At 62.5% G+C, this 22631-nt stretch carries 21 protein-coding genes and 1 other RNA gene; 11 read left to right on the top strand and 11 right to left on the bottom strand.

Translation table 11 applies throughout. The features are described 5' to 3' along the window. Positions 1 to 117: 117 nt before the first annotated feature. The 4 genes from Q7U49_RS03880 to Q7U49_RS03865 form a co-directional block, all read right to left on the bottom strand. Positions 118 to 3192 carry an efflux RND transporter permease subunit gene (locus Q7U49_RS03880; RefSeq protein WP_304762440.1) on the bottom strand — a complete coding sequence of 1025 codons (3075 nt, stop codon included), beginning with the start codon at positions 3190 to 3192 and terminating at the stop codon, positions 118 to 120. A gap of 2 nt (positions 3193 to 3194) precedes the next feature. Continuing rightward, on the bottom strand, positions 3195 to 4397 hold the full coding sequence (locus tag Q7U49_RS03875) for an efflux RND transporter periplasmic adaptor subunit (protein WP_304762439.1): 1203 nt from the start codon (positions 4395 to 4397) through the stop codon (positions 3195 to 3197). Positions 4398 to 4489: 92 nt separating this feature from the next. Beyond that, positions 4490 to 4939: a ribonuclease HI gene (gene rnhA, locus Q7U49_RS03870; RefSeq protein ID WP_304762486.1), complete on the bottom strand. Its 450-nt coding sequence runs from the start codon at positions 4937 to 4939 to the stop codon at positions 4490 to 4492. A 90-nt stretch (positions 4940 to 5029) separates the two neighbouring features. Further along, positions 5030 to 5791 (bottom strand): class I SAM-dependent methyltransferase, encoded by a 762-nt coding sequence (locus Q7U49_RS03865; RefSeq protein ID WP_304762438.1) that lies wholly within the window; start codon positions 5789 to 5791, stop codon positions 5030 to 5032. Between Q7U49_RS03865 and gloB the strand changes: the two genes are divergently transcribed. Together gloB and Q7U49_RS03855 are read left to right on the top strand one after the other, a co-directional pair. Further along, positions 5790 to 6557 (top strand): hydroxyacylglutathione hydrolase, encoded by a 768-nt coding sequence (gene gloB, locus Q7U49_RS03860; protein ID WP_304762437.1) that lies wholly within the window; start codon positions 5790 to 5792, stop codon positions 6555 to 6557. The genes Q7U49_RS03865 and gloB overlap by 2 nt on opposite strands. Beyond that, positions 6554 to 8101 carry a transglycosylase SLT domain-containing protein gene (locus Q7U49_RS03855; RefSeq protein ID WP_304762436.1) on the top strand — a complete coding sequence of 516 codons (1548 nt, stop codon included), beginning with the start codon at positions 6554 to 6556 and terminating at the stop codon, positions 8099 to 8101. Before gloB ends, Q7U49_RS03855 begins: the two co-directional genes overlap by 4 nt. Positions 8102 to 8106: 5 nt before the next feature. Here Q7U49_RS03855 and recR read toward each other — a convergent pair whose 3' ends face one another. The 3 genes from recR to dnaX form a co-directional block, all read right to left on the bottom strand. Beyond that, entirely contained in the window at positions 8107 to 8697 is a 591-nt protein-coding gene (gene recR, locus Q7U49_RS03850; protein WP_304762435.1) for a recombination mediator RecR, read from the bottom strand. 31 nt (positions 8698 to 8728) lie between these two features. Next, entirely contained in the window at positions 8729 to 9061 is a 333-nt protein-coding gene (locus tag Q7U49_RS03845; RefSeq protein WP_304762434.1) for a YbaB/EbfC family nucleoid-associated protein, read from the bottom strand. A gap of 91 nt (positions 9062 to 9152) precedes the next feature. Continuing rightward, the gene (gene dnaX / locus Q7U49_RS03840) at positions 9153 to 10970 is read right to left on the bottom strand and encodes a DNA polymerase III subunit gamma/tau (RefSeq protein WP_304762433.1); all 1818 of its coding nucleotides are present in this window, start codon (positions 10968 to 10970) and stop codon (positions 9153 to 9155) included. A gap of 104 nt (positions 10971 to 11074) precedes the next feature. Between dnaX and ffs the strand changes: the two genes are divergently transcribed. After that, an RNA gene (gene ffs, locus Q7U49_RS03835) (signal recognition particle sRNA small type) lies at positions 11075 to 11170 on the top strand. Here the strand turns inward: ffs and Q7U49_RS03830 are convergent. Both Q7U49_RS03830 and Q7U49_RS03825 read right to left on the bottom strand, forming a co-directional pair. Continuing rightward, a complete protein-coding gene (locus tag Q7U49_RS03830; RefSeq protein ID WP_304762432.1) occupies positions 11166 to 11480 on the bottom strand; it encodes a DUF2007 domain-containing protein in 315 nt (104 codons plus the stop codon). The genes ffs and Q7U49_RS03830 overlap by 5 nt on opposite strands. 45 nt (positions 11481 to 11525) lie before the next feature. Beyond that, a complete protein-coding gene (locus Q7U49_RS03825) occupies positions 11526 to 12110 on the bottom strand; it encodes an outer membrane beta-barrel protein (RefSeq protein ID WP_304762431.1) in 585 nt (194 codons plus the stop codon). Positions 12111 to 12396: 286 nt separating this feature from the next. Here Q7U49_RS03825 and Q7U49_RS03820 point away from each other — a divergent pair, with 286 nt between their 5' ends. From Q7U49_RS03820 to Q7U49_RS03785, 8 genes are all read left to right on the top strand, one after another. Further along, positions 12397 to 12714, top strand: coding sequence for a helix-turn-helix domain-containing protein (locus Q7U49_RS03820; RefSeq protein ID WP_304762430.1), 318 nt, complete (start codon positions 12397 to 12399; stop codon positions 12712 to 12714). 35 nt (positions 12715 to 12749) lie between these two features. Further along, positions 12750 to 13100 carry an FKBP-type peptidyl-prolyl cis-trans isomerase gene (locus tag Q7U49_RS03815; protein WP_304762429.1) on the top strand — a complete coding sequence of 117 codons (351 nt, stop codon included), beginning with the start codon at positions 12750 to 12752 and terminating at the stop codon, positions 13098 to 13100. A gap of 171 nt (positions 13101 to 13271) precedes the next feature. After that, entirely contained in the window at positions 13272 to 13838 is a 567-nt protein-coding gene (grpE, locus tag Q7U49_RS03810) for a nucleotide exchange factor GrpE (RefSeq protein ID WP_304762428.1), read from the top strand. Between the two features lie 129 nt (positions 13839 to 13967). Next, positions 13968 to 15911 carry a molecular chaperone DnaK gene (gene dnaK / locus Q7U49_RS03805; RefSeq protein WP_304762427.1) on the top strand — a complete coding sequence of 648 codons (1944 nt, stop codon included), beginning with the start codon at positions 13968 to 13970 and terminating at the stop codon, positions 15909 to 15911. Between the two features lie 99 nt (positions 15912 to 16010). After that, entirely contained in the window at positions 16011 to 17144 is a 1134-nt protein-coding gene (dnaJ, locus tag Q7U49_RS03800; RefSeq protein WP_304762426.1) for a molecular chaperone DnaJ, read from the top strand. 101 nt (positions 17145 to 17245) lie between these two features. Beyond that, on the top strand, positions 17246 to 18610 hold the full coding sequence (locus Q7U49_RS03795; protein ID WP_304762425.1) for an MBL fold metallo-hydrolase: 1365 nt from the start codon (positions 17246 to 17248) through the stop codon (positions 18608 to 18610). Between the two features lie 68 nt (positions 18611 to 18678). Beyond that, positions 18679 to 19602: a rhodanese-related sulfurtransferase gene (locus Q7U49_RS03790; RefSeq protein WP_304762424.1), complete on the top strand. Its 924-nt coding sequence runs from the start codon at positions 18679 to 18681 to the stop codon at positions 19600 to 19602. Then, a complete protein-coding gene (locus Q7U49_RS03785) occupies positions 19551 to 20255 on the top strand; it encodes a glutathione S-transferase (protein WP_370653955.1) in 705 nt (234 codons plus the stop codon). The genes Q7U49_RS03790 and Q7U49_RS03785 overlap by 52 nt, the downstream gene beginning before the upstream one ends. A gap of 294 nt (positions 20256 to 20549) precedes the next feature. On the opposite strand, the gene Q7U49_RS03780 is transcribed toward Q7U49_RS03785, so the two are convergent. After that, positions 20550 to 22340, bottom strand: a complete 1791-nt coding sequence (locus tag Q7U49_RS03780; RefSeq protein ID WP_304762423.1) for an acyl-CoA dehydrogenase — start codon at positions 22338 to 22340, stop codon at positions 20550 to 20552. Between the two features lie 65 nt (positions 22341 to 22405). Next, positions 22406 to 22631, bottom strand: a 226-nt coding sequence (locus tag Q7U49_RS03775; RefSeq protein ID WP_304762422.1) for an FAD-binding protein, incomplete at its 5' end; no start/stop codon positions are given.

Raw genomic sequence — 22631 nt, 5'->3', positions numbered from 1 at the left:
AGACACAGCGCGGGAATGCTTTGACGGCCGCGCGATAAAGCAGCTTGTCTGGGTGCTCTGCGCAGGTTAGGAGGGGCCCGCAGGGCGGGGGAAACGACCTGACGCTGTTCTTTCGCGTTAACCGGGTTTGACCGCCGGGCTTAAAGCCGGTTCCGTCTTGGGCCCGGGCACCTTTTTACGCGCCAGCAAGGTGTACATGGTGGGCACCACAAAGACCGTGAGCAAGGTGCCCAGGCTCATGCCGCCCACAATCACCCAGCCAATTTGCTGCCGGCTTTCGGCACCGGCACCGGTGGAAATGGCCAGCGGTACCGCACCCAGCACCATGGCACCGGTGGTCATCATGATGGGACGCAGGCGCTGGGCCGCCGACTGCTGGATGGCGGCCAGGGTGTCCAGCCCCTGCTCGCGCAGCTTGTTGGCAAATTCCACGATCAAAATGCCATGCTTGGTGATCAAGCCGACCAGCGTGATGAGCCCGATCTGGCTGAACACATTGAGCGTGCCGCCCGACCATTTGAGCGCCAGCAGCGCGCCGGCCATGGACAGCGGCACGCTGAACAAAATCACAAACGGATCAACGAAGCTCTCGAACTGCGCCGCCAGCACCAGAAAAATAAACAGCAGCGCCAACGCAAAGACCAGCGTGAGTGAATCAGATGATTTTTTGAACTCACGGCTGATGCCATTCAGGTCGGTGGCGTAACCGGGCTTGAGCACGGTCTTGGCGGTGGCGTCCATGAAGTCCAGCGCCTCGCCCACCGAATAAGTGGCCGTCAGGTTGGCCGTGATGGTGGCGGCGCGACGCTGGCCAAAGTGGATCAGTTCGCGCGGCACCACCACTTCGCGGATGGTCACCAGGCTGGACAGCGGGATCAGCTCCACCCCCTTGCCGCGGACAAATATTTTTTCAATGTCGTCGGGCGTGTCGCGCCCCGAGGCCGTGGTTTGCACGATCACGTCGTATTGCTCGCCGCCGCGCTTGTAGCGCGTCACCTTGCGCCCACCCAGCAAGGTCTCGATGGAACGCGCGATGGCATCGACACTGACGCCCAGGTCGGCGGCGCGCTCGCGGTTCACTTCGAGCTTGATCTCGGGCTTGTTCAGGCGCAAATCCGAGTCCACCTGGACAAAGCCGGGGTTTTTGGCCAGTTCGTCCTCGAAAGCACGAACGGTTTTCGCCAGCTCCTGGTAACTGTCCGAGGTGATGATGACGAATTCAATCGGCTGGCTGCGAAAGCCCTGACCCAGCGACGGCGGCGTGATCGGGGTGGCGTTGACGCCCGACAAGCTTGAAAAACGCGGCGTCATGGCGCGGGCCATGTCCAGCGTGGTGCGCTCGCGCTCATCCCAGGGTTTGGCCCTGAAAAACACATTGGCCTGGGACACCGTGGGGTTGCCCACAGTGGCAAAAATGCGGTCGAACTCGGGGTAGTCCTCGGCTATTTTTTCCACCCCGCGCACATAGCGGTCGGTGTAAGCCAGGGTGGCGCCGTCGGGTGCGCTGACGCGCGCCAAGACCACGCCCCGGTCTTCGAGCGGCGCCAGTTCGCGCTTGATGTCGCCCAGCACCCACCAGGACACCGCACCGCTGGCCACCATCACCAACAGCACCAGGGCGCGCCGGTGCAGGGACCAGGCCAACAGCCTGGCGTACACCCGCGTCACCCATTGCAGCAGGTTTTCCATGTGCGAATCAAACCAGGTCGGGTGCGGATTGTGGCGCAGCAGCAAGGACGACAGCATGGGTGACAAAGTGAGCGCAACAACGCCCGAAATCACCACCGCACCCGCCAGCGCCAGTGCAAATTCGGTGAACAGGCGCCCGGTGCGCCCGGGCGAAAACGCCAGCGGCGCGTACACCGCCACCAGCGTCATGGTCATGGCCACAATGGCAAAGCCGACCTCGCGCGCACCTTTGATGGCGGCCTGAAACGGCGCCATGCCTTCCTCGATGTGGCGGTAAATGTTCTCCAGCATGACGATGGCGTCATCGACCACCAGACCAATCGCCAGCACCAGCGCCAGCAGCGTCAGGGTATTGATGCTGAAGCCCGCCAGCGCCATCATGGCAAAGGTGCCGATCAGCGACACGGGAATAGTGATGAGCGGAATCAGCGAGGCGCGCAGCGTGCGCAAAAAGACAAAAATCACCAGCGCCACCAGCACTGCGGCTTCGACAATGGTGATGAAGACGGCCTTGATGGACTCGTCGATGAACACCGAGTTGTCGTTGGCCACCTCGATTTGCACGCCCGGCGGCAAGTCACGGCGCAATTTGTCGAGCAGGCCGCGCACGCCCGCGCTCAGGTCCAGCGGGTTGGCAGTGCTTTGCCGCACCACGCCCACGCCCACGGCGTCGCGCCCATTCAGGCGCACAAAGGAGCGCTCATCCACCGGTGCCTCCTGGACCCGGGCCACGTCGCCAATGCGAATCGGCTGGCCATTGACCGTGCGAATCACCACCTGGGAAAATTCCCGGGGCTGCGAAAGATCGGTGGCGGCGGTGACGTTGAACTCGCGCTGGGCGCTCTCGATGCGCCCGGCCGGCACCTCCAGGTTGGCGCGGCGCAAGGCGTCCTCGAGGTCTTGCACGGTGAGCTTGTAGGCCGCCAGTTTGTCAGGGTCGGCCCAGATGCGCATGGCAAATTTGCGCTCGCCGTAAATATTCACCTCGGCGGCTCCCGGTGCCGTTTGCAGCACCGGCTTGACCAGGGTGTTGGCCATCTCGGAGAGTTGCAGCGCGGTGTGGGTATCAGAACTCAGGGCCAGAAAAATCACCGGGAAGGACTCGGCCTCGACCTTGGCAATGACCGGCTCGTCTATGCCTTGGGGCAGGCGCTGGCGCACCCGGGTGACCTTGTCGCGCACATCGGCGGCGGCGGCATCGGCATCGCGGGTCAGGGCAAAACGCACGCTGATCTGGCTGCGCTCCTGGCGGCTGGTGGAGGTGATCACGTCCACGCCCTCGATGCCCGAGAGCGAGTCTTCCAGCACCTTGCTGACCTGGGTTTCCATGACCTCGCTGGAAGCGCCAGCAAAGGTAGTGGACACCGACACCACGGGCTCGTCGATCTTGGGGTACTCGCGCACCGTCAGACTGTTGAAGGAGACCGCGCCAATCAGCACGATCAGCAGGGACAGCACGGTGGCAAAGACCGGGCGGCGGATGGAGGTTTCAGCCAGTTGCATGATCAGTGTCCTGGCGCATCAGCGGCTGGCGCGGAGCCAGAAGCCGCTTTGCCCGCGGGCTTGCCGAGCGCCACGATGCGCACCGGTGAGCCGTCTTTTTGCAGCCGCTGCTGGCCGGCCACCACCACGGTGTCGCCTGCGGCCAAGCCCGCCACGATTTCAACCCGACCGGCACGGCGCACGCCCAGCTTGACCTCTTGACGCTGCGAGACAAATTGGCTGTCGGCGGGCAGCGTGGTTCCGGCGGGCGGCGCGACCAGCTGGATGACAAACTGCTTGCCGCCTTGTGGCACAAGCGCTTCTTCCGGCACCACCAGCGCCGCCTCGTTGATTGAAAACACCGTGGTCACACGGGCCGACATGCCGGTGCGCAACGGCGCACGCTCGGGCACCGCCAGCAAGGCGCGCACGCCCACAGAGCGTCCGGTGGTGTCCAGCAGCGGATCAATGGCTTCGACAGCCGCCCTGAAACTGCGACCAGGCAAGGCGTCGAGTGTCAGCTCGACGCTTTGCCCCGATTTGACCATTCCGCCGTAGCGCTCGGGCAGCCGGTAGTCGACCAGCATCTGGCGCGCATCCTCCAGGGCCACCAGGTCGGTGCCGTCTTTCACGTAGTCGCCCACATTCACCAGCCGGATGCCGGCCGTGCCGTCAAAGGGGGCACGCACCGCCATGCGGCCCAAACGCGCCTGGGCCAGCGCCAGTTGAGCCTGTGCGACCTTGAGATTGGCCGCGCTGGTGTCAAGCGTTTGTTGGGCCAGGAACTTCTCAGCCACGAGTTCCTGGGTGCGTTGGTAATTGGCCTGGGCAATGGCGAGTTGCGCCTGCATTTGCTGCACCTCGGCCTGCTGCAACTGGTTGTCAAACTGGACCAGCACCTGGCCCTTGCGCACCGGGCCACCGTCCTTGAAATTGAGCGCCGTGATGCGCCCGACCAACTCGGGGCGCAACATCACGCTGTTGCGTGCGCGCAAACTGCCCACAGACTGGGCATCGTCACGCAGCGCCTGCACCGCGACCCGGGCCACTTCCACACCCACCACCCGGGGAGCACCCGGCGCGCCGCCGGCAGGTCGCGCGGCACTGCCCTCGGCACCCTTGATGGGGTTGGGCAACTGGGGGCGCGACTGCAGCCACCAGGCCACGCCGCCGGCCAGTGCGATACCAACCGCTGCCACTGCCACAAAAGAAAATTTAGAAGCCATGTTTATTTTTTCCAGTCAATGCCATTACCAACTGCACCGGGCAACTGTAGCGGCACAACGCACACTTTGCCGAAAAAAGGGCAGCCCGGTCGTCAGCGCTGGCGCAGCGCCATGTCAACGCCCCGATTGGCCAGTTCATCGGCACGCTCATTGCCGGGGTCGCCGTTGTGGCCGCGCACCCAGCGCCAATCAATCTGGTGCTTGCCGCTGTTGACCAGCGCGTCCAGGCGCTGCCATAAATCGACGTTCTTCACCGGCGCCTTGGCGGCCGTCTTCCAGCCCCGCGCTTTCCAGCCCGGCAGCCACTCGGTCATGCCCTTGAGCACATACTGGCTGTCCACGTGCAGCGTGACCTTGCAAGGGCGCTTCAAGGCCGCCAGCGCCTCGATCACCGCCATCATTTCCATGCGGTTGTTGGTGGTGCCCAGTTCGCCGCCACAGAGCTCTTTTTGGGCGTCAGAAGATTTGAGCAGCGCGCCCCAACCACCCGGGCCAGGGTTGCCCTTGCAGGCGCCGTCGGTATAAATCTCGATCGAATTCAAAAGCATGACCTCAGGTTGAATTGAAACTTTGCGGGCCAGACCACTCGCGCAGCGACGTGCTCTGCCCCCAACCAATTAAGTAAAAAACACTCAGGCACCCGACTTGCGGGAGCCCGAGCTATTGGCAACGGACACAGGGGCATTCGGCAACAGCCGGGTCGGCTTCCAGGCCGGGTTGAGCAGCGTCATGCCGCGCACCCGCTTGACCGCCACCAGGCAATAAACGGCACCGAAAAAGGGCCACCAGCGTGCGCCGGCCTGGTCCATCCAGGCAAAACGCTGCAACCAGGGCTCGCGGGTCAAGGCCGGCCGGTAGCAGCCGAAATCCCCGGACTCGATCTCAAAACTCAGCAGACGCAGCCAGTCACGGCAGCGCAGGTAGCCAATGAATTCGCCCGCCTGCGGCAAAAACAAGCGGTTCACGCCAAGGCGCCGGTACAGGTGGCCGCGCTGCTGGCGAAAGCCCCACAAACTCATGGGGTTAAAGCCGCAAATCACGACGCGCCCTTCCGGCACCAGCACCCGGGCCACCTCACTCAAGGCGGAGTGCGGGTCGGCGGTGAGTTCCAGAGCATGCGGCAGCACCACCAGATCAAGGCTGTTGGCAGGAAAGGGCAGCGCCGAAAAGTCAGTGACAAAAGCGGCTTTTTCATTGGGGGTTTCGGTGGCCAGCCAGCGGTGCGGCATGCGGTTGGCGGCCAAGGCATCGAGCTCGGGCAAACCCAGTTGCAGCGCATGAAAACCAAACACGTCGGCCACGGCCGTGGCCATTTGCGCACGCTCCCAGGCCAGCAGGTAAGCCCCGGGTGGCGTCGCGATCCATTCGTGCAAACCTATAATTTGATCAGCCATGAAATTAATTCCAATACCTGCTTTCAACGACAACTACATCTGGATGTTGCACGACGAACGTCGGGCGCTGGTGGTGGACCCCGGGGACGCACAGCCCGTGCTCACGGCCCTGGCCCAACACGGACTGACCCTGGCGGCGATTTTAGTCACGCACCACCATGGCGACCACACCGGCGGGGTCGATGTCCTGCGCCAGCGCACCGGTGCCCAGGTGTACGGACCCGCCACCGAAGACATGCCCGAGCCGCTGCATCGGCTCACCGACGGCGACATCGTCGAGGTGCTCGGCTTGCGCCTTGAGGTATTGCTGGTGCCAGGCCACACCGCCGGGCACATTGCCTACTGGGGCCAGGTGCCGGGCGCCGACCCTGTGCTGTTTTGTGGCGACACCCTGTTCAGCGCCGGTTGCGGGCGTTTGTTTGAGGGCACGCCAGCCCAAATGCTGGCCTCCCTGACACGCTTGGCTGCGCTGCCCGACGCCACCCGGGTCTGCTGCGCGCATGAATATACTTTGGGCAGTTTGCGCTTTGCCCGGGCCGTTGAGCCTGACAATAGCGCGCTGCTGAACTACCAGGCGCAGGCCCAGTCGCTGCGTCAGCAACTGCAACCCACGCTACCCTCCTCGATTGGCCTTGAAAGAGCTGTCAACCCCTTTTTACGCACCCATTTGCCGACCGTGGCCCATGCGGTGCAGCAGTTCGACCCCATGGCACGCGACCCGGTCGCTGTCTTTGCCGCCCTGAGAACCTGGAAAGATCAATTTTGAAACAGTTTTTTTACGCACTGGCCTTGCTGCCCGTCCTGTGGCTGGCCGGCTGCGCGACATCGGTGCCTGCCGACCCAACGTCGACCCGCTCGACCACGGCAGCCACCGGCTCGGGCGCCAGCCTGCCCGGCACCCCTGACAGCAATTTTTCTGTCTACCCGGGGGGTGGCCTCAAACCCCTGGCCAGCGAGCCTTCGCTGCGCTCGCGCAGCGTGCAGTCGCTGTCACCCCCGGTTGACCTCTGGGATCGTGTGCGCGGCGGCTTTGCCATGCCCGACCTGGACTCCGACCTGGTGCGCGAGCGCGAGCTCTGGTACAGCAGCCGCCCCGACTACGTGGCGCGCATGACCGAGCGCGGCAGCAAGTACCTGTTCTACATCGTCGAAGAACTGGAGCGACGCGACATGCCGAGCGAACTGGCGCTGTTGCCCTTCATCGAGAGCGCCTTCAATCCGCAGGCGGTGTCCAGCGCCAAGGCGGCCGGCATGTGGCAGTTCATGCCGGCCACCGGCAAGTACTTCGAGCTCAAGCAGAACATGTTTCGCGACGACCGCCGTGACGTGATTGAGTCGACCCGCGCCGCGCTCGACTACCTGCAAAAGCTTCACCGCATGTTTGGCGACTGGCACCTGGCGCTGGCCGCCTACAACTGGGGCGAAGGCAGCGTGCAGCGGGCCATCAAGAAAGCCAAAAATGCCGGCACCGGTACCCGCTATGAGGACCTGGTCATGCCCATGGAAACCCGCATGTACGTGCCCAAGCTGCAGGCGGTGAAAAACATCGTGGCCACGCCCCAGTCGTTCCGTGTGTCCCTGCCCGACATCGGCAATCACCCCTATTTCCAGAGCGTCGAAATTGAGCGCGACATCGATGTGGCGCTGGCAGCCGAACTCGCCGAGGTGCCGCTGGCCGACTTCCGGGCACTCAACCCCTCCGCCAACAAGCCCGTTTTGCTGGCGGCCAGCAATTCGCAGATTTTGCTGCCCTGGGACAACGCCGAGCTTTTTCAAAACAAGCTGAGCGCTTACAACGGCGGGCGTCTGGCCAACTGGACCGCCTGGGTGGCCCCCACCACCCTCAATCCGGCAGACGCCGCCAAGCGCGTCGGCATGAGCGAGGATGAGTTGCGCAACGTCAACAACATCCCGCCCCGGATGAATGTCAAGGCGGGCTCGACCCTGCTGGTGCGCCGCTCGGCCAGCCTGAACAGTGACGTGACAGAGCACGTGGCCAACAACGGCTACCTCACCCTGGCGCCCGATGTGGTGCTGCGCAAAACCGTGGTGAAAGCCGGCAAGAAAGACAACGTGGCCAGCATGGCCCGGCGTTTCAGCGTGAGCGCCCAGGTACTTGCCGACTGGAACAAGGTCAGCACGTCGGCCACCTTCAAGCGCGGTCAATCGGTGGTGCTGTACTTGCCGGCCAAGGCCCGCGTCAAAGGCAGTACCAAGGCACGCGGCAAGACGGCCGTTGCCAAATCGGCCAAAGCCGCGCCAGCCAAATCAGCCGCCAAGAAAAAACCCGTCAAGCTGGCACGCCAGTAAAGGCCCTAACGGCGGTCGACCAGCGCGTGGGCAATGGTACCCAAATCCACATACTCCAGCTCACTGCCCACCGGCACGCCGCGCGCCAGCCGCGTCAGGTGCAGCCCGCGGGCTTTGAGCCCCTCACTGATCACATGGGCCGTGGCCTCGCCCTCGGCGGTGAAGTTGGTCGCCAGAATGACCTCCAGCACCGTGCCATCGAGCGCCCGGTCAAACAGCTTTTTCAGGCCGATGTCGTGCGGACCGATGCCGTCAAGCGGACTGAGCTTGCCCATCAGCACAAAATAAAGTCCCTTGTAGGCGCCGGTGCGTTCCACCGCTGACTGATCGGCGGGGGTTTCCACCACGCAGAGTTTGCTGGCATCGCGGCGCGTGTCCAGGCAGGTGCTGCACACCTGGGCTTCGGTGAAAGTGTGGCAGCGTTCGCAATGCTGCACGGCTTGCGCCGCATGCGCCAGCGCCATCGAGAGCGTTTGCGCCCCGGCGCGGTCGTGCTGCAGCAAATGAAACGCCATGCGCTGCGCCGACTTGACGCCCACCCCCGGCAACCGCCGCAGTGACTGGATCAGGGTTTCAAGCGCGTTGGTGTCGGCCATATTGAAATGTTGGGGACAGAGCTTGTGCGTGTCAGAAGGGGAACTTCATGCCGCCGGGAAGGCCAGGCATGCCGGCGGTGATCTTGCCCATTTTCTCGGTCGAGGTTTCCTCGGCCTTGCGCACGGCGGCGTTGAAGGCGGCGGCCACCAGGTCTTCGAGCATGTCCTTGTCGTCGGCCAACAGGCTGGGGTCAATGGTGATGCGTTTCACATCGTGCTTGCAGGTCATGGTGACCTTGACCAGACCGGCGCCCGACTCACCCGTGACCTCGATGCTGCCGAGCTCGTCCTGGGCTTTTTTCATGTTGTCCTGCATGGTTTGCGCCTGCTTCATGAGACCGGCGAGTTGTCCTTTGTTGAACATGGAATTTCCTTGTTGAATTTAAATCGTCAAAAACGCCGGGTATCAGGCCATGCCCGCCCGGCACAAAAAAGATCAGGGAGGCAAATGAATTTCACCCCGGCTTGATGCTGCCAGGAACGATTTTCGCCCCAAAATCACGCATCAGCGACTGCACCAACGGATCGTCGAAAACGATTTTTTCAGCCAGCAGCTGGGCTTGTGCTGCTGCAGCTGCATTGCGCCGGGCCGGGCTGTCGCTGACACGCCCGACTTCGGCCACCAGACGCACCGGGTAACCCGCCGTGGCCAGCGCTGCCGCCAGACGTTCGCGGCTGCCGGGCTGGTTGAGCGACTCACGCTCCACCCGCAGCAACCATTGGTCGGTGTCACGCGCCACCAGCTGCGCCTGCAAGGCCAGCTCGCGCACCATCGCGGTAATGGCCTCCGAGGCAATCAGGGCCTGCACCGTGGCGTACCAAAAATCACCGTCAGTGCTGCCAGCCACCGCTTCAGCCACGCGCTCCAGCGGCACATCGCGCCGGGGGTCTGGCTGCTCGTGCACCTGAACAGCTTCAATTTTTGCGGCCTGCGGGGGCGCATCGGACACGACCTGAACCGGATCCGGTACCAGCGGCGGCTCGGGCGTGGTGCTTGGGGTTTGCGGGCGCGGCATGTCGCGCACCGGCAGACGATGCCCCTGGGGCACCGCGGCAGTCACCGGCGCTGGCGCTGGCCCGGGCGCAATTTTCGTTGGCTGGGCCGATGGCTCAGCGCCGGGGCGCGAAAGAATTTTCAGTGTTTTTTTTTCCGCAGTGGCCGCATCGGCCGCCGCAGGCTTGAACGCCAGCAGGCGCAGCAACACCATGGTGAGCGCCGCGTATTCATCCGGCGCCAGCCCCAGTTCGCCCCGGCCATGCAGGCAGATGCTGTAGAGCAACTGGGTCTCGTCGGCCGGCATCAGGGCCGCCAACTGCGCGATCTCGGCAAACTCGGGGTCGTTGTCGTCCTGGGCGCTGTCGGGCACCGCCTGCAACACCGCCATGCGCTGTAGCACACCGCTCATTTCTTCCAGTGTGGAGGCTGCGCTCAGGCCATGGGTGCGCAAGGTCTCGGAGGTGTCGACCACGGTTTTGCCGTCGCCTTGCGCCAGCGCCTGCAGCAGCCTGAACACATAGGAGCGGTCGACACTGCCCAGCATCTGGCGCACCGTGGCTTCCTGCAACACACCCGAGCCAAAGGCAATGGCCTGATCGGTCAGACTCAAGGCATCCCGCATGGAGCCGCGCGCGGCACGCGCCAGCAGGCGCAGGGACGGCACGTCGGCCTGCACCTGCTCGGTCAACAACACTTTTTGCAGATGCTCACGGATGGTGTCAGGCGCCATGGGCCGCAAATTGAACTGCAGGCAGCGCGACAGCACCGTGACCGGCACTTTTTGCGGGTCGGTGGTGGCCAGCACAAACTTGAGGTATTCGGGCGGCTCCTCCAGCGTTTTAAGCATGGCGTTGAAGGCCGTGTTGGTGAGCATGTGGACCTCGTCGATCATGAACACCTTGAAGCGACCCTGCACCGGCTTGTACACCGCCTGCTCCAGCAGCGCCTGGACCTCGTCCACACCCCGATTCGAGGCGGCATCGAGCTCGGTGTAGTCGACAAAACGGCCGCTGTCGATGTCGGTGCAGGCTTGGCAGACGCCACACGGCGTGGCGGTGATGCCGCCCTGGCCGTCGGCGCCCTGGCAATTGAGCGACTTGGCCAGAATACGCGACACCGTGGTCTTGCCGACGCCGCGCGTGCCGGTGAACAGGTAGGCATGGTGCAGGCGCTGGCTGGTGAGCGCATTGGTCAGCGCTTGCACCACGTGGTCCTGGCCCACCATTTCAGTGAAATTTCGGGGACGGTATTTACGGGCGAGCACAAGATATGACATTTCTTGATTCTAAAGGGCGACACGGCAGCAAGCATGCCAGCATGGCGACCCTGTTTTAGGGCCACGGAGACCAGGGACATCGTCCTGCCCTTACAATTCCGCTTGACGGGCCTTCCCGCATGGTGAAGCGGCCAACCGGGTCAGGTGGGGAACCAAGCAGCCCTAACTGTGGAGCCAGTGCCGGGGTCAGGCTCGTCAACCTTGTTCAATTGCCGGCATCATGCTGCCGCAATGCCAGCACTGCTCGAAGCCGCCTTCGACCAACTCACCACAAGTACACACCCAGCGGCGCTGCTGAACATGCTGCAGCAAGCCCAAAAGCGCATGCGCCCGGGCTTCTTGAAGCGGGTCTTTGATCCAGACTTCCGGCAGGCATTGATCGGGCGGCAGTTCGCCAGCGGCACTGCGGAGGAACTCGCGCTGGACGCTGGCGTCAATACCCTCGGTCCGCAGCCAGTCCGCCCACAGCGTGGCCATGAACAGATTGGGGGCTTGGGTGAGGCGTGGCATGGTCAGAGCATACGCCCTGCCCCATGCCAGAGGCAGATTCCGAGTTTAGAAGCGGTATCGGGCCGACAAACTCGTCAGACCAACGCGGTCGCTGCGATCACCGGCAAACTGCATCTTGGTCGACTCATATTGCAGAACGCCCGACCACTGCGGTGTGAGCAGGTACTCGGCGCCAATGCCGTAGGACAGACCGAAGTCTTTTTCAGACCCGGCGGCGACGCTCGGGTCCAGACTCGACACATTGGTGTGACTGTAAGTGGTGCCGATCTTGCCAAGCACCTTGAAACTCGGGCTGAGCGGCATCTTGCCGACCAGGCTCAGGTTGATGCCTTCGGCCTTGGTGGTGCCACCCGCGCGGTTGATCTTGCCAAAGTTGGTGTAGCCAATTTCCATGCCCAAATTGGCATTGAAGAAACTGCCGCCACGAATGCTGTAAGCGGTATCGCCGTCTTCGGAGTCAAACAGACCGCTGCCATTGCCCACCGAGTAATCGGATTGACCGATGCCCAGCTCAACGTAAGAGCTGCCCGGCGCAGTGAGGCCGTAGAAACCGCTTTGCGCCTGGGCGCTCATGGCCACGGTACAAACGGCGGCAGAAATAAGAAGTCGGGTGAAGTTAAGTTTTTTCATGGGAGGTTTTCCTTGGATTGTGAACAACACGCTTTTGACGTGTTGGCCCAGCTTACTCAGGGGCGGAGCAACAATCTGTGCGATTGCGTACAAAAGGTGAAAACTTTCCACCCCGGGAAATTCACGGGTGACTGACGGTCATGCCCGCCTTTTCACTATGAAACCTGTAGCAGGCACCGAAATTGCGCTATAGTTTAAAAAAAAACCGTCGCATCATGTGCGGCCACCCTGATCACGCTTGCCGATCGGGTCTTTCACCACACCCTGCCTCCTGGAGATGAATTTCATGACTTCCAAAGACAATGTTGCCGTGGGTCAATTGTTGAGCCTGCTGGAGTCACGTTATGCCATCCGGGTGCTGTGGGCCCTGAAAGACGGGCACCCGCAAACCTTTCGTATCCTGCAGGACAGCGTCGGCCACATCACGCCCAACACGCTCAACACCCGTATCAAGGAGTTACGCGCCGCAGGTTTTCTGGACCACGGCCGCGACGGCTACCTGGCCACGCCCATGGGCCTTGATTTGCTCAAACGCATGGGCGACCTGGCAGGTTTTGCCAACAGATGGCTGGCCAGTCAAGTCGCTGCCACGGCCGCGGCTTAAAATGCACTTTTACCCTTAACGAACCGATTCATTCCATGACTACAACTGCTTCCGGCCTCACCATTGAAGACACCATTTTGGGCAGCGGCACAGTCGCCACTGCCGGCCAAAATGTGACTGTGCACTACACCGGCTGGCTTTACCAGGACGGCGTGCAAGGTGCCAAGTTCGACTCCAGCAAGGACCGTCGCGACCCCTTTGTGTTCCGCCTGGGCGCTGGCATGGTGATCAAGGGCTGGGACGAGGGTGTGGCCGGCATGCAGGTGGGTGGCGCGCGCACCCTCATCATCCCGCCCGAGCTGGGCTATGGTGCGCGTGGTGCTGGTGGCGTCATCCCGCCCAATGCCACGCTCAAATTTGACGTCGAATTGCTGAACCTGGGTTAAACCCCGGTCATCGGCCGCTTGGGCGGCCCCACGTTCCACAAAGTAGCGGGCTTTTCAAGCCCGCTTTTTTTCTGTCGCGAAGGGTCTCCCAACTTTTTTGCCGTTGAGCTCTTGCAAAAGCGGCCTTCAACCCAAGCTACAGAACTTGTTGCCAACCACCATTTCACCTGAATGACTCACTCCAGCACCCCCCCCAACGACTCTCAGCCCGACGCTGCCGAGCCCGTGAACGCCGCCAACACCGAAACTGCCCCGCCTGAACTGGAAGTGCAGACGCTGGCCAGCTGCCAGGCTGAAGTGGTCCAGTTGCAGGCGAAGTACAGTGACTTGTCCGACCAATACCTGCGCGCCAAAGCCGACACCGAGAACGCCCGGCGCCGCGCCGAGGACGAAGTGTCCAAGGCGCGCAAGTTCGCGCTGGAGTCGTTTGCCGACAGCCTGCTGCCGGTGGTCGACAGCCTCGAAGCCGGTCTGGCCATCAAGGACACCACGCTGGAGCAGTTGCGCGAAGGCTCGCAGGCCACGCTGCGCCAGCTGGTTTCGGCCCTGGAGCGCAACAAGGTCATTGCCATCAATCCGCCCGCGGGTGACAAGTTCGACCCGCACCAGCATCAGGCCATCAGCGTGGTGCCCTCAGAGCAGGAGGCCAACACCGTGGTCACCGTGCTGCAAAAGGGCTACCTGATTGCCGAGCGTGTGCTGCGCCCGGCGCTGGTCACGGTGGCCGCCGCAAAATAAAACGACTGCCCGGCTTGAAATAAGCGCGGGTAGCCACACCTTATCCACATTCGAATTTCAAAACCCTCCCGGGCGCTTGGACTGGCTGCACTGCAGCTGGGCAACTGCCCCAACATTTAAGGAAGCATCATGGGAAGAATCATTGGTATTGACTTGGGCACCACCAACAGCTGCGTCGCTGTCATGGAAGGCAACACCGCCAAAGTGATCGAGAACGCCGAGGGTGCGCGCACCACGCCGTCCATCATTGCTTACCAGGAAGACGGCGAAGTGCTGGTGGGCGCATCGGCCAAGCGCCAGTCGGTCACCAACCCGAAGAACACCCTGTACGCGGTGAAGCGCCTCATTGGTCGCAAGTTCTCTGAAAAAGAAGTGCAAAAAGACATCGACCTGATGCCCTACAAGATTGCCGCCGCCGACAACGGCGACGCCTGGGTCGAAGTGCGCGGCAACCGCATGGCACCGCAGCAGGTCAGCGCCGACATTCTGCGCAAGATGAAGAAAACCGCCGAAGATTACCTGGGCGAAGCCGTGACCGAGGCGGTCATCACCGTGCCGGCCTACTTCAATGACGCCCAGCGCCAGGCCACCAAGGACGCCGGCCGCATTGCCGGCCTCGATGTCAAGCGCATCATCAACGAGCCCACCGCCGCAGCGCTGGCGTTCGGCATGGACAAGAACGAAAAAGGCGACCGCAAGATTGCGGTGTATGACCTGGGTGGCGGCACGTTTGACGTGTCGATCATCGAGATCGCCGATGTCGATGGCGAGAAACAGTTCGAAGTGCTGTCCACCAACGGCGACACCTTCCTGGGCGGTGAAGACTTCGACCAGCGCATCATTGACTTCGTGATTGCCGAATTCAAAAAAGAACAAGGCGTGGACCTGGGCAAGGATGTGCTGGCGCTGCAACGCCTGAAGGAAGCCGCTGAAAAAGCCAAGATCGAGCTCTCGAGCAGCGCCCAGACCGACATCAACCTGCCTTACGTGACGGCCGACGCCTCGGGCCCGAAACACCTGAACATCAAACTCACCCGCGCCAAGCTGGAAAGTCTGGTCGAAGAGCTGATCGAGCGCACCATTGCGCCCTGCCGCACCGCCCTGAAGGACGCCGGCGTCAGCGCTTCCGACATCAACGACGTGATCCTGGTCGGCGGCATGACCCGCATGCCCAAGGTGCAGGAAAAGGTCAAGGAACTGTTTGGCAAGGAGCCGCGCAAAGACGTCAACCCGGACGAAGCCGTGGCTGTGGGTGCGGCCATCCAGGGCCAGGTGCTGTCGGGTGACCGCACGGACGTGCTGCTGCTCGACGTGACCCCCTTGAGCCTGGGCATTGAAACCCTGGGTGGTGTCATGACCAAGATGATCACCAAGAACACCACGATCCCGACCAAGTTTGCCCAGACTTTCTCGACCGCCGACGACAACCAGCCGGCCGTGACCATCAAGGTGTTCCAGGGCGAGCGCGAAATCGCCGCCGGCAACAAGCTGCTGGGCGAGTTCAACCTCGAAGGCATCCCGCCATCGGCGCGCGGCACGCCGCAAATTGAAGTGTCGTTTGACATCGACGCCAACGGCATTTTGCACGTGGGCGCCAAGGACAAGGGCACCGGCAAAGAGAACAAGATCACCATCAAGGCCAACACCGGCCTGACCGAGGCTGAAATCCAGCAAATGGTCAAGGATGCTGAACTCAACTCGGCCGACGACAAGCGCAAACTGGAACTGGTGCAAGCCAAGAACCAGGCCGATGCCAGCCTGCACAGCGTCAAGAAGAGTCTGACCGAGTACGGTGACAAGATTGACGCCGCTGAAAAGACCAGCATCGAAGACGCCATCAAGCAGCTCGAAGACGCGCTTAAATCCGACGACAAGGCCGCCATCGACGAGAAGAGCGCCGCCCTGATGACGGTGAGCCAGAAACTCGGCGAAAAAATGTACGCCGACATGCAGGCCAAGCAGGCCGCTGAAGGCGCGCAGGCAGGTGACGCCGGTCAAGGCGCACAGGGTGGTTCGGCCCAGGCCGACGACAATGTGGTGGATGCCGAAGTGAAAGAAGTCAAGAAGCCCTAAGCGCTTGTTTTCACGCTGTTTTTAAACCGTCGGTGGGCGCCGCGCTGAACCTTACAAGTTCACCGCGGCGTTTGCATTGACATCAGGCAAGACCAGACCATGTCCAAAAGAGATTACTACGAAGTGCTGGGTGTTCCCAAGAACGCCTCGGACGAAGAGATCAAGAAGGCTTATCGCAAACACGCGATGAAGCACCACCCCGACCGCAATCAGGGGGATGCCGCCAAGGTGGCCGAGGAGAAATTCAAGGAATCCAAGGAAGCCTATGAGATGCTGTCGGACCCGCAAAAACGTGCGGCCTACGACCAGCATGGCTTTGCCGGGGTGGACCCGAACATGCGCGGTGGCGCCGGCGGTGAAGCCTATGGTGGTTTTGCAGAGGCCTTCGGTGACATCTTTGGTGACATGTTTGGTCAGCAACGCGGCGGCCGTGCCGGGGGCCGCCAGGTGTTCCGCGGTGGCGACCTGAGCTACGCCATGGAAGTCACGCTGGAAGAAGCCGCCAAGGGCAAGGACGCACAAATCCGCATCCCCAGCTGGGACAACTGCGACAGCTGCCACGGCAGCGGTGCCAAGCCCGGTACCCAGGTCAAGTCCTGCGGCACCTGTGGCGGCTCGGGTGCGGTGCAGATGCGCCAGGGCTTTTTCAGCGTGCAGCAGACCTGCCCCACCTGCCGCGGTACCGGCAAGGTCATTCCCGAGCCCTGCACTGCCTGCCATGGTCAGGGCAAGATCAAAAAGCAGAAAACCCTGGAAGTCAAAATCCCGGTGGGTATCGACGGCGGCATGCGCATCCGCAGCGCGGGCAATGGCGAACCCGGCACCAATGGCGGGCCACCGGGGGACCTGTACATAGAAATCCGCCTGAAGAAACACGACATCTTTGAGCGCGACGGCGACGACATCCACTGCTCGGTGCCGATCAGCATGATCACCGCCACCCTGGGCGGCGAGATCGACGTGCCCACGCTCGAAGGCAAGGCGGCCATCGACATCCCGGAAGGCACGCAGACCGGCAAGCAGTTCCGCCTGCGCGGCAAGGGCATCAAGGGCGTGCGCTCCAACTACCCCGGTGACCTGTATTGCCACATTCTGGTGGAAACACCCGTCAAGCTGACCGAACACCAGCGAAAGCTGATGCGCGAGCTCGACGAGTCGTTCAAAAAGGGCGGCAGCAAACACTCGCCCACCGGCGACAGCTGGACGGATCGGCTGAAAAACTTTTTTAGTTGATATTTGTCGTCTGACCCAGCTGTAAAAAGTTCAAAATCAAGCCACGCCGTTGACGCACAACGGCGTGGCTTTTTAATTGAGCTTCATGAGGAGACCTTGAAATGAGCGTCACCATCACCTTCCTCGGCGGGGCCAGTACCGTGACCGGCTCCAAGTACCTGGTGCAGCACGACGGCAAGCGCCTGCTGGTGGACTGCGGCCTGTTTCAGGGCTACAAGCAATTGCGACTGCGCAACTGGAACCCGCTGCCCGTGCCGCCCGACCAGATCCATGCGGTGCTGCTGACCCATGCCCACCTCGACCACAGCGGCTACATGCCACTGCTGGCCAAGGAAGGCTTCACTGGCCATGTGTATGCCAGCCGGGGCACACGCGACCTGTGCCGCATCCTGTGGCCAGACAGCGGCCATATTCAGGAAGAAGACGCGGCCTTTGCCAACCGGCATGGCTTTTCCAAACACGCACCGGCCCTGCCGCTGTACACCCGGCAGGACGCACTGGACGCCCTGCACTTGCTCAAAGCCGTCGAGTTCGACAAGACCATCAACCTCATGCCGGGCTGGAAAGCCAGCTTCAGTTCGGCCGGGCATATTTTGGGGGCGTCGAGCATCCTGCTCGAAGTGGCAGGCCGGCGCATATTGTTCTCGGGTGACCTGGGCCGCCCCGACGACCTCGTCATGAGCCCGCCCGACGATGCGCCGCAGGCCGACACCGTGCTGATCGAGTCCACCTACGGCGACCGCGTCCACCCCAGGGAAGACATCCCGGCCGAGCTGGCACCGGCCCTGCAGCGCGTGGCCAAACGCGGCGGCGTGGCGGTGGTGCCGGTGTTTGCCGTGGGCCGGGCCCAGGCCTTGCTGCATGCCATTCACCTGCTCAAGATGAAGGGTGACCTGCCGACCTCATTGCCGGTTTTTCTGGACAGCCCGATGGCAGTGCACACCACCCATCTGTTTGAAGACCACCCCGGCGAACACCGCCTGAGCCACCAGGACACGCGCGCCCTGACACGCAACGCCACCATGATCAACAGCACCGATGAATCCAAGGCCCTGGCGAGTCGCCACGGTCCGATGGTCATTTTGTCGGCCAGCGGCATGGCCACTGGCGGACGCGTGCTGCACCACCTGGCGCACTATGCCGGCAACCACCGCAACATGATCATCCTGACCGGCTACCAGGCCCCCGGTACACGCGGTGACACACTGGCCAGCGGCGCCAAGTCGGTGCGCATTCACGGGCGCGATGTGGATGTCAACGCCGAAGTGGTGCAACTCGAATCAGCCTCGGCCCATGCCGACGCCAACCAGCTGCTGGCCTGGCTGCGCACCATGCCGCAGGCGCCCGACCAGGTCTATGTGGTGCACGGCGATGCCGGCCCGGCCGATATGCTGCGCAGCCGCATCAAGCACGAACTCGGCTGGCGCGCCATCGTGCCCGAGCACGGCTCCACCTGGCCGACATAATGTTGGGGTCAGAGCACGTCGCTACGCGAGTGGTCTGACCCGCAAGTTCTTCCAATGAAATAGCCCGAATGCAATTCCTGACCGCTGCCTTTTACAAATTTGTCGACCTGCCCGACTACACCGCGCTGAAAGAACCGCTGCTGGCCATTTGCCAACAGCATGGCGTGAAGGGCATGATTTTGCTGGCCACCGAGGGCATCAACAGCACCATTGCCGGCCCGGCGGATGGCGTGCACGCGGTGCTGGCTTATTTGCGTCAGGACCCACGGCTGACGGACCTGCAGCACAAGGAAGCCTGGTCGGACAAAGCGCCTTTTTACCGCATGAAGGTGCGCCTGAAACGCGAAATCGTCACACTCGGTGTGCCCGAGGCCAACCCCGCCACACTGGCGGGCACCTATGTCAAGCCGGCCGACTGGAACCAGCTGATCTCGGACCCGGACGTGGTGGTGGTCGACACCCGCAACCATTACGAGGTGGACATCGGCACCTTTACCGGCGCGCTGAATCCCCACATCGACAGCTTTTCAGAATTGCCACAGTGGGTCGAACAAACGGCTGCACTGAACCCGGCCAGCGGCAAAAAACCCAGGGTCGCCATGTTTTGCACCGGCGGCATTCGCTGCGAAAAATCCACGGCGCTGTTACGTGCCCAGGGTTTTGATGAGGTCTACCACCTTGAAGGCGGCATCTTGAAATACCTGGAGACCGTGCCGCCCGAGCAAAGCCTGTGGCAGGGCGCCTGCTTTGTCTTTGACGAACGGGTGGCGGTCGGTCACGGCCTCGAAGTGGGTGACTACGGCCTGTGCCGGGCTTGCCGCATGCCCATCAGCGAAGCTGACAAGTTGTCGCCGCTGTTCGAGGACGGCGTCAGCTGCGCCCGCTGCCACGCCATCACCAGCGAAAGCCAAAAAGCGGGTGCCCGTGAACGCAAGCGCCAGTGGGACCTGGCCAAGGCGCGCGGGCTGGACTGGGTTGGGGCATCCAAATAAGCCATCCGATTCTGTACTCGTTTCGCCGCTGCCCCTACGCCATGCGCGCCCGCCTGGCGCTGGCGGTCAGCGGGCAACCGTGCGAATTGCGCGAGGTGGTGCTGAGCCACAAACCGGCTGCACTGCAGCAAGTGTCAGCCAAGGCCACGGTGCCCGTGCTGATTGACCCGTATGGTCACGTATTAAAAGAAAGTCTCGACATCATGCTGTGGGCGCTGCAGCGCCGTGACCCGCTGAATTGGCTGCCAGCCGATGACGGGCTGACCGATGCCATGGGTTTAATCAGGCGCTGTGACCATGAGTTCAAGCCGCAGCTGGACCGCACCAAGTACCCGAACCGGTTTGACCTTGCTGATGCTTCTGAGCCCCGCGACAAGGCTGGTGCATTTCTCGCTGACCTGAACCAGCGCCTGACCGAAGCAGCCTGCCTGTCAGGCGCCCATTGGGGTTTGACCGATGCCGCCATTGCGCCCTTTGTGCGTCAATTCGCGCACACCGACAGTGTCTGGTTTGCCAGCCAGGCCTGGCCCCGGTTGCAGGCCTGGCTGGCCAGCTTCGAGGGTTCGGCGCTGTTTCAACTGGTCATGGTCAAGTACCCGCCGTGGCAAGTCGGACAAGCTCAAACGCTGATATTTACAGATCCGGCACTCTGACCCGCGGGGGGGAGCGATGCTGGGGCCAAGGCTGCATTACGGTGCTTGCCCAATCAGTCGGGCGATGCGCTGGTGGGTCGACTGGCAGGGGAAATTTCGACAAAACGACTTGCCACACAGGCGCATAGGTGCGGGGATAGGGTCATGCGACCGGGCTTTGGGGGCAAAGGCGCGCGCAGACAGCAGGTCGGGCAAAGGCACCCTCTATTTCGTGCGTGATTTGCTCCCAAAACCGCATGCGCATGGCCCGGTCGCCGCACCGGGTTTAGCGTCATGCCTGCTGTGGCAAAAGTTTTAAAACGCGTCCAGCGCCAACTCAGTCACGCAGGCCGCCCCTTCCACAATGCTGTCGCGCAGGCCCGGCGCCTTGGTCAGCAGGTGGTCGGCGTAGAAACGTGCGGTGATGATCTTGGCCTGCATGAAGGCGGCGTCCTGCCCCTTGGCCAACTGCACCTGGGCCACCAGCAGGGCGCGCGCCAGTTGCCAGCCCGCCATCAGGTTGCCGGCCAGCATCAGGTAGGGCACGCTGCCGGCAAAGACGTCGTTGGGCTGGGTCCTGGTGTTGGCGGCCACAAACGTCACCACGTCCAGGAATGCGAGTCGCGCCGCCTTGAGGCGTTTGGCCACGGCCTCGGCATCGTCGCTGCCGCTTTGCTGCAGCTCGAATTCGGTGGCTTCGATCTGTGCGGCAATACCTTTGGCGGTCTGGCCGCCATCGCGCGCGGTTTTGCGTCCCACCAGGTCGTTGGCCTGGATGGCGGTGGTGCCCTCATAAATGGTCAGGATCTTGGCGTCGCGGTAATACTGCGCGCAGCCGGTTTCCTCAATGAAACCCATGCCGCCATGAACCTGCACACCCAGGCTGGTCACTTCCAGGCTCATCTCGGTGCTGTAACCCTTGATCAGCGGCACCATGAATTCATAAAACGCCTGGTTTTGCCTGCGCGTCTCAGCGTCTTCGTGGTGGTGTGCCGCGTCATAGGCGGCTGCGGCCACGCTGGACAGGGCCCGGCAGCCCTCGGTGTAGGCGCGCATGGTCATGAGCATGCGCTTGACATCCGGGTGGTGAATGATGGGGCCGGCCGCCGGCAGCGAGCCGTCGACCGGGCGGCTTTGAATGCGCTCCCTGGCAAACTGCACCGCTTTCTGGTACGCCCGGTCGGCAATGGCAATGCCCTGCACCCCCACGCCGTAACGGGCGGCATTCATCATGATGAACATGTACTCCAGGCCGCGGTTTTCCTGACCCACCAGGTAGCCGACCGCGCCGCCGTGGTCGCCAAACTGCAGGACCGCCGTGGGGCTGGCCTTGATGCCCATCTTGTGTTCGATACTGACGCAATGCACATCGTTGCGCGCACCCAGTGAACCATCGGCGTTGACCAGGAATTTGGGCACCACAAACAGACTGATGCCTTTCACGCCTTCCGGTGCGCCGGTGACGCGGGCCAGCACCAGATGGATGATGTTGTCGGCCATGTCATGCTCACCCCAGGTGATGTAGATCTTGGTGCCTGCCACCTTGTAACTGCCATCCGCCTGGGGTTCGGCGCGGGTGCGCACCGCGGCCAGGTCAGAGCCGGCTTGTGGCTCGGTCAGGTTCATGGTGCCGGTCCACTCGCCGCTGACGAGTTTTTCCAGGTAGATGGCGTTGAGTTCCGGCGAGCCTGCGGTGAGCAGCGCCTCGATGGCGCCGTCGGTGAGCAGCGGGCACAGGGCAAAGCTCAGGTTGGCAGCATTCTGCATTTCACCCACCGCAGAGCCGATGGTCTTGGGCAGGCCCTGGCCACCGAAGTCGGTGGGGTGTTGCAGGCCCTGCCAGCCGGCCTCGGTGTATTGCCTGAAGGCCTCCTTGAAGCCGGGGGCCGCAGTGACCACACCGTCTTTCCAGGTGGACGGATTTTTGTCGCCCTCCCAGTTCAGCGGCGCGAGCACGCCCTCGCAAAACTTGGCCGCCTCTTCGAGCACCGCCTGGGCGGTTTCCAGACCGGCGTCTTCCATGCCGGGCAGTTGGGCGATCTGGTCAATGCCGGCCAGATGCTCGATGTTGAACAGCATGTCTTTGACGGGGGCGATGTAGCTCATGGGTCTTTCCTTAATCAGTTGGGGTCAGAGCACGTCGCTGCGCGAGTGGTCTGACCCGCAAGGTATCAAATTGCGGCTGTCAACTCGGGCACGGCCACAAACAAGTCAGCTTCCAGGCCGTAATCGGCCACGCTGAAGATCGGTGCCTCGGGGTCCTTGTTGATGGCCACGATGACCTTGCTGTCCTTCATGCCGGCGAGGTGCTGGATGGCACCACTGATGCCCACCGCAATGTAGAGCTGGGGCGCCACGATCTTGCCGGTCTGGCCCACCTGCAGGTCGTTGGCGGCG

Source organism: Rhodoferax sp., assembly GCF_030653815.1.
GTDB lineage: Bacteria > Pseudomonadota > Gammaproteobacteria > Burkholderiales > Burkholderiaceae_C > Rhodoferax.
The sequence above is the reverse complement of the archived record's forward strand: the minus strand, read 5'-3'. Positions and strand labels throughout refer to the sequence as shown.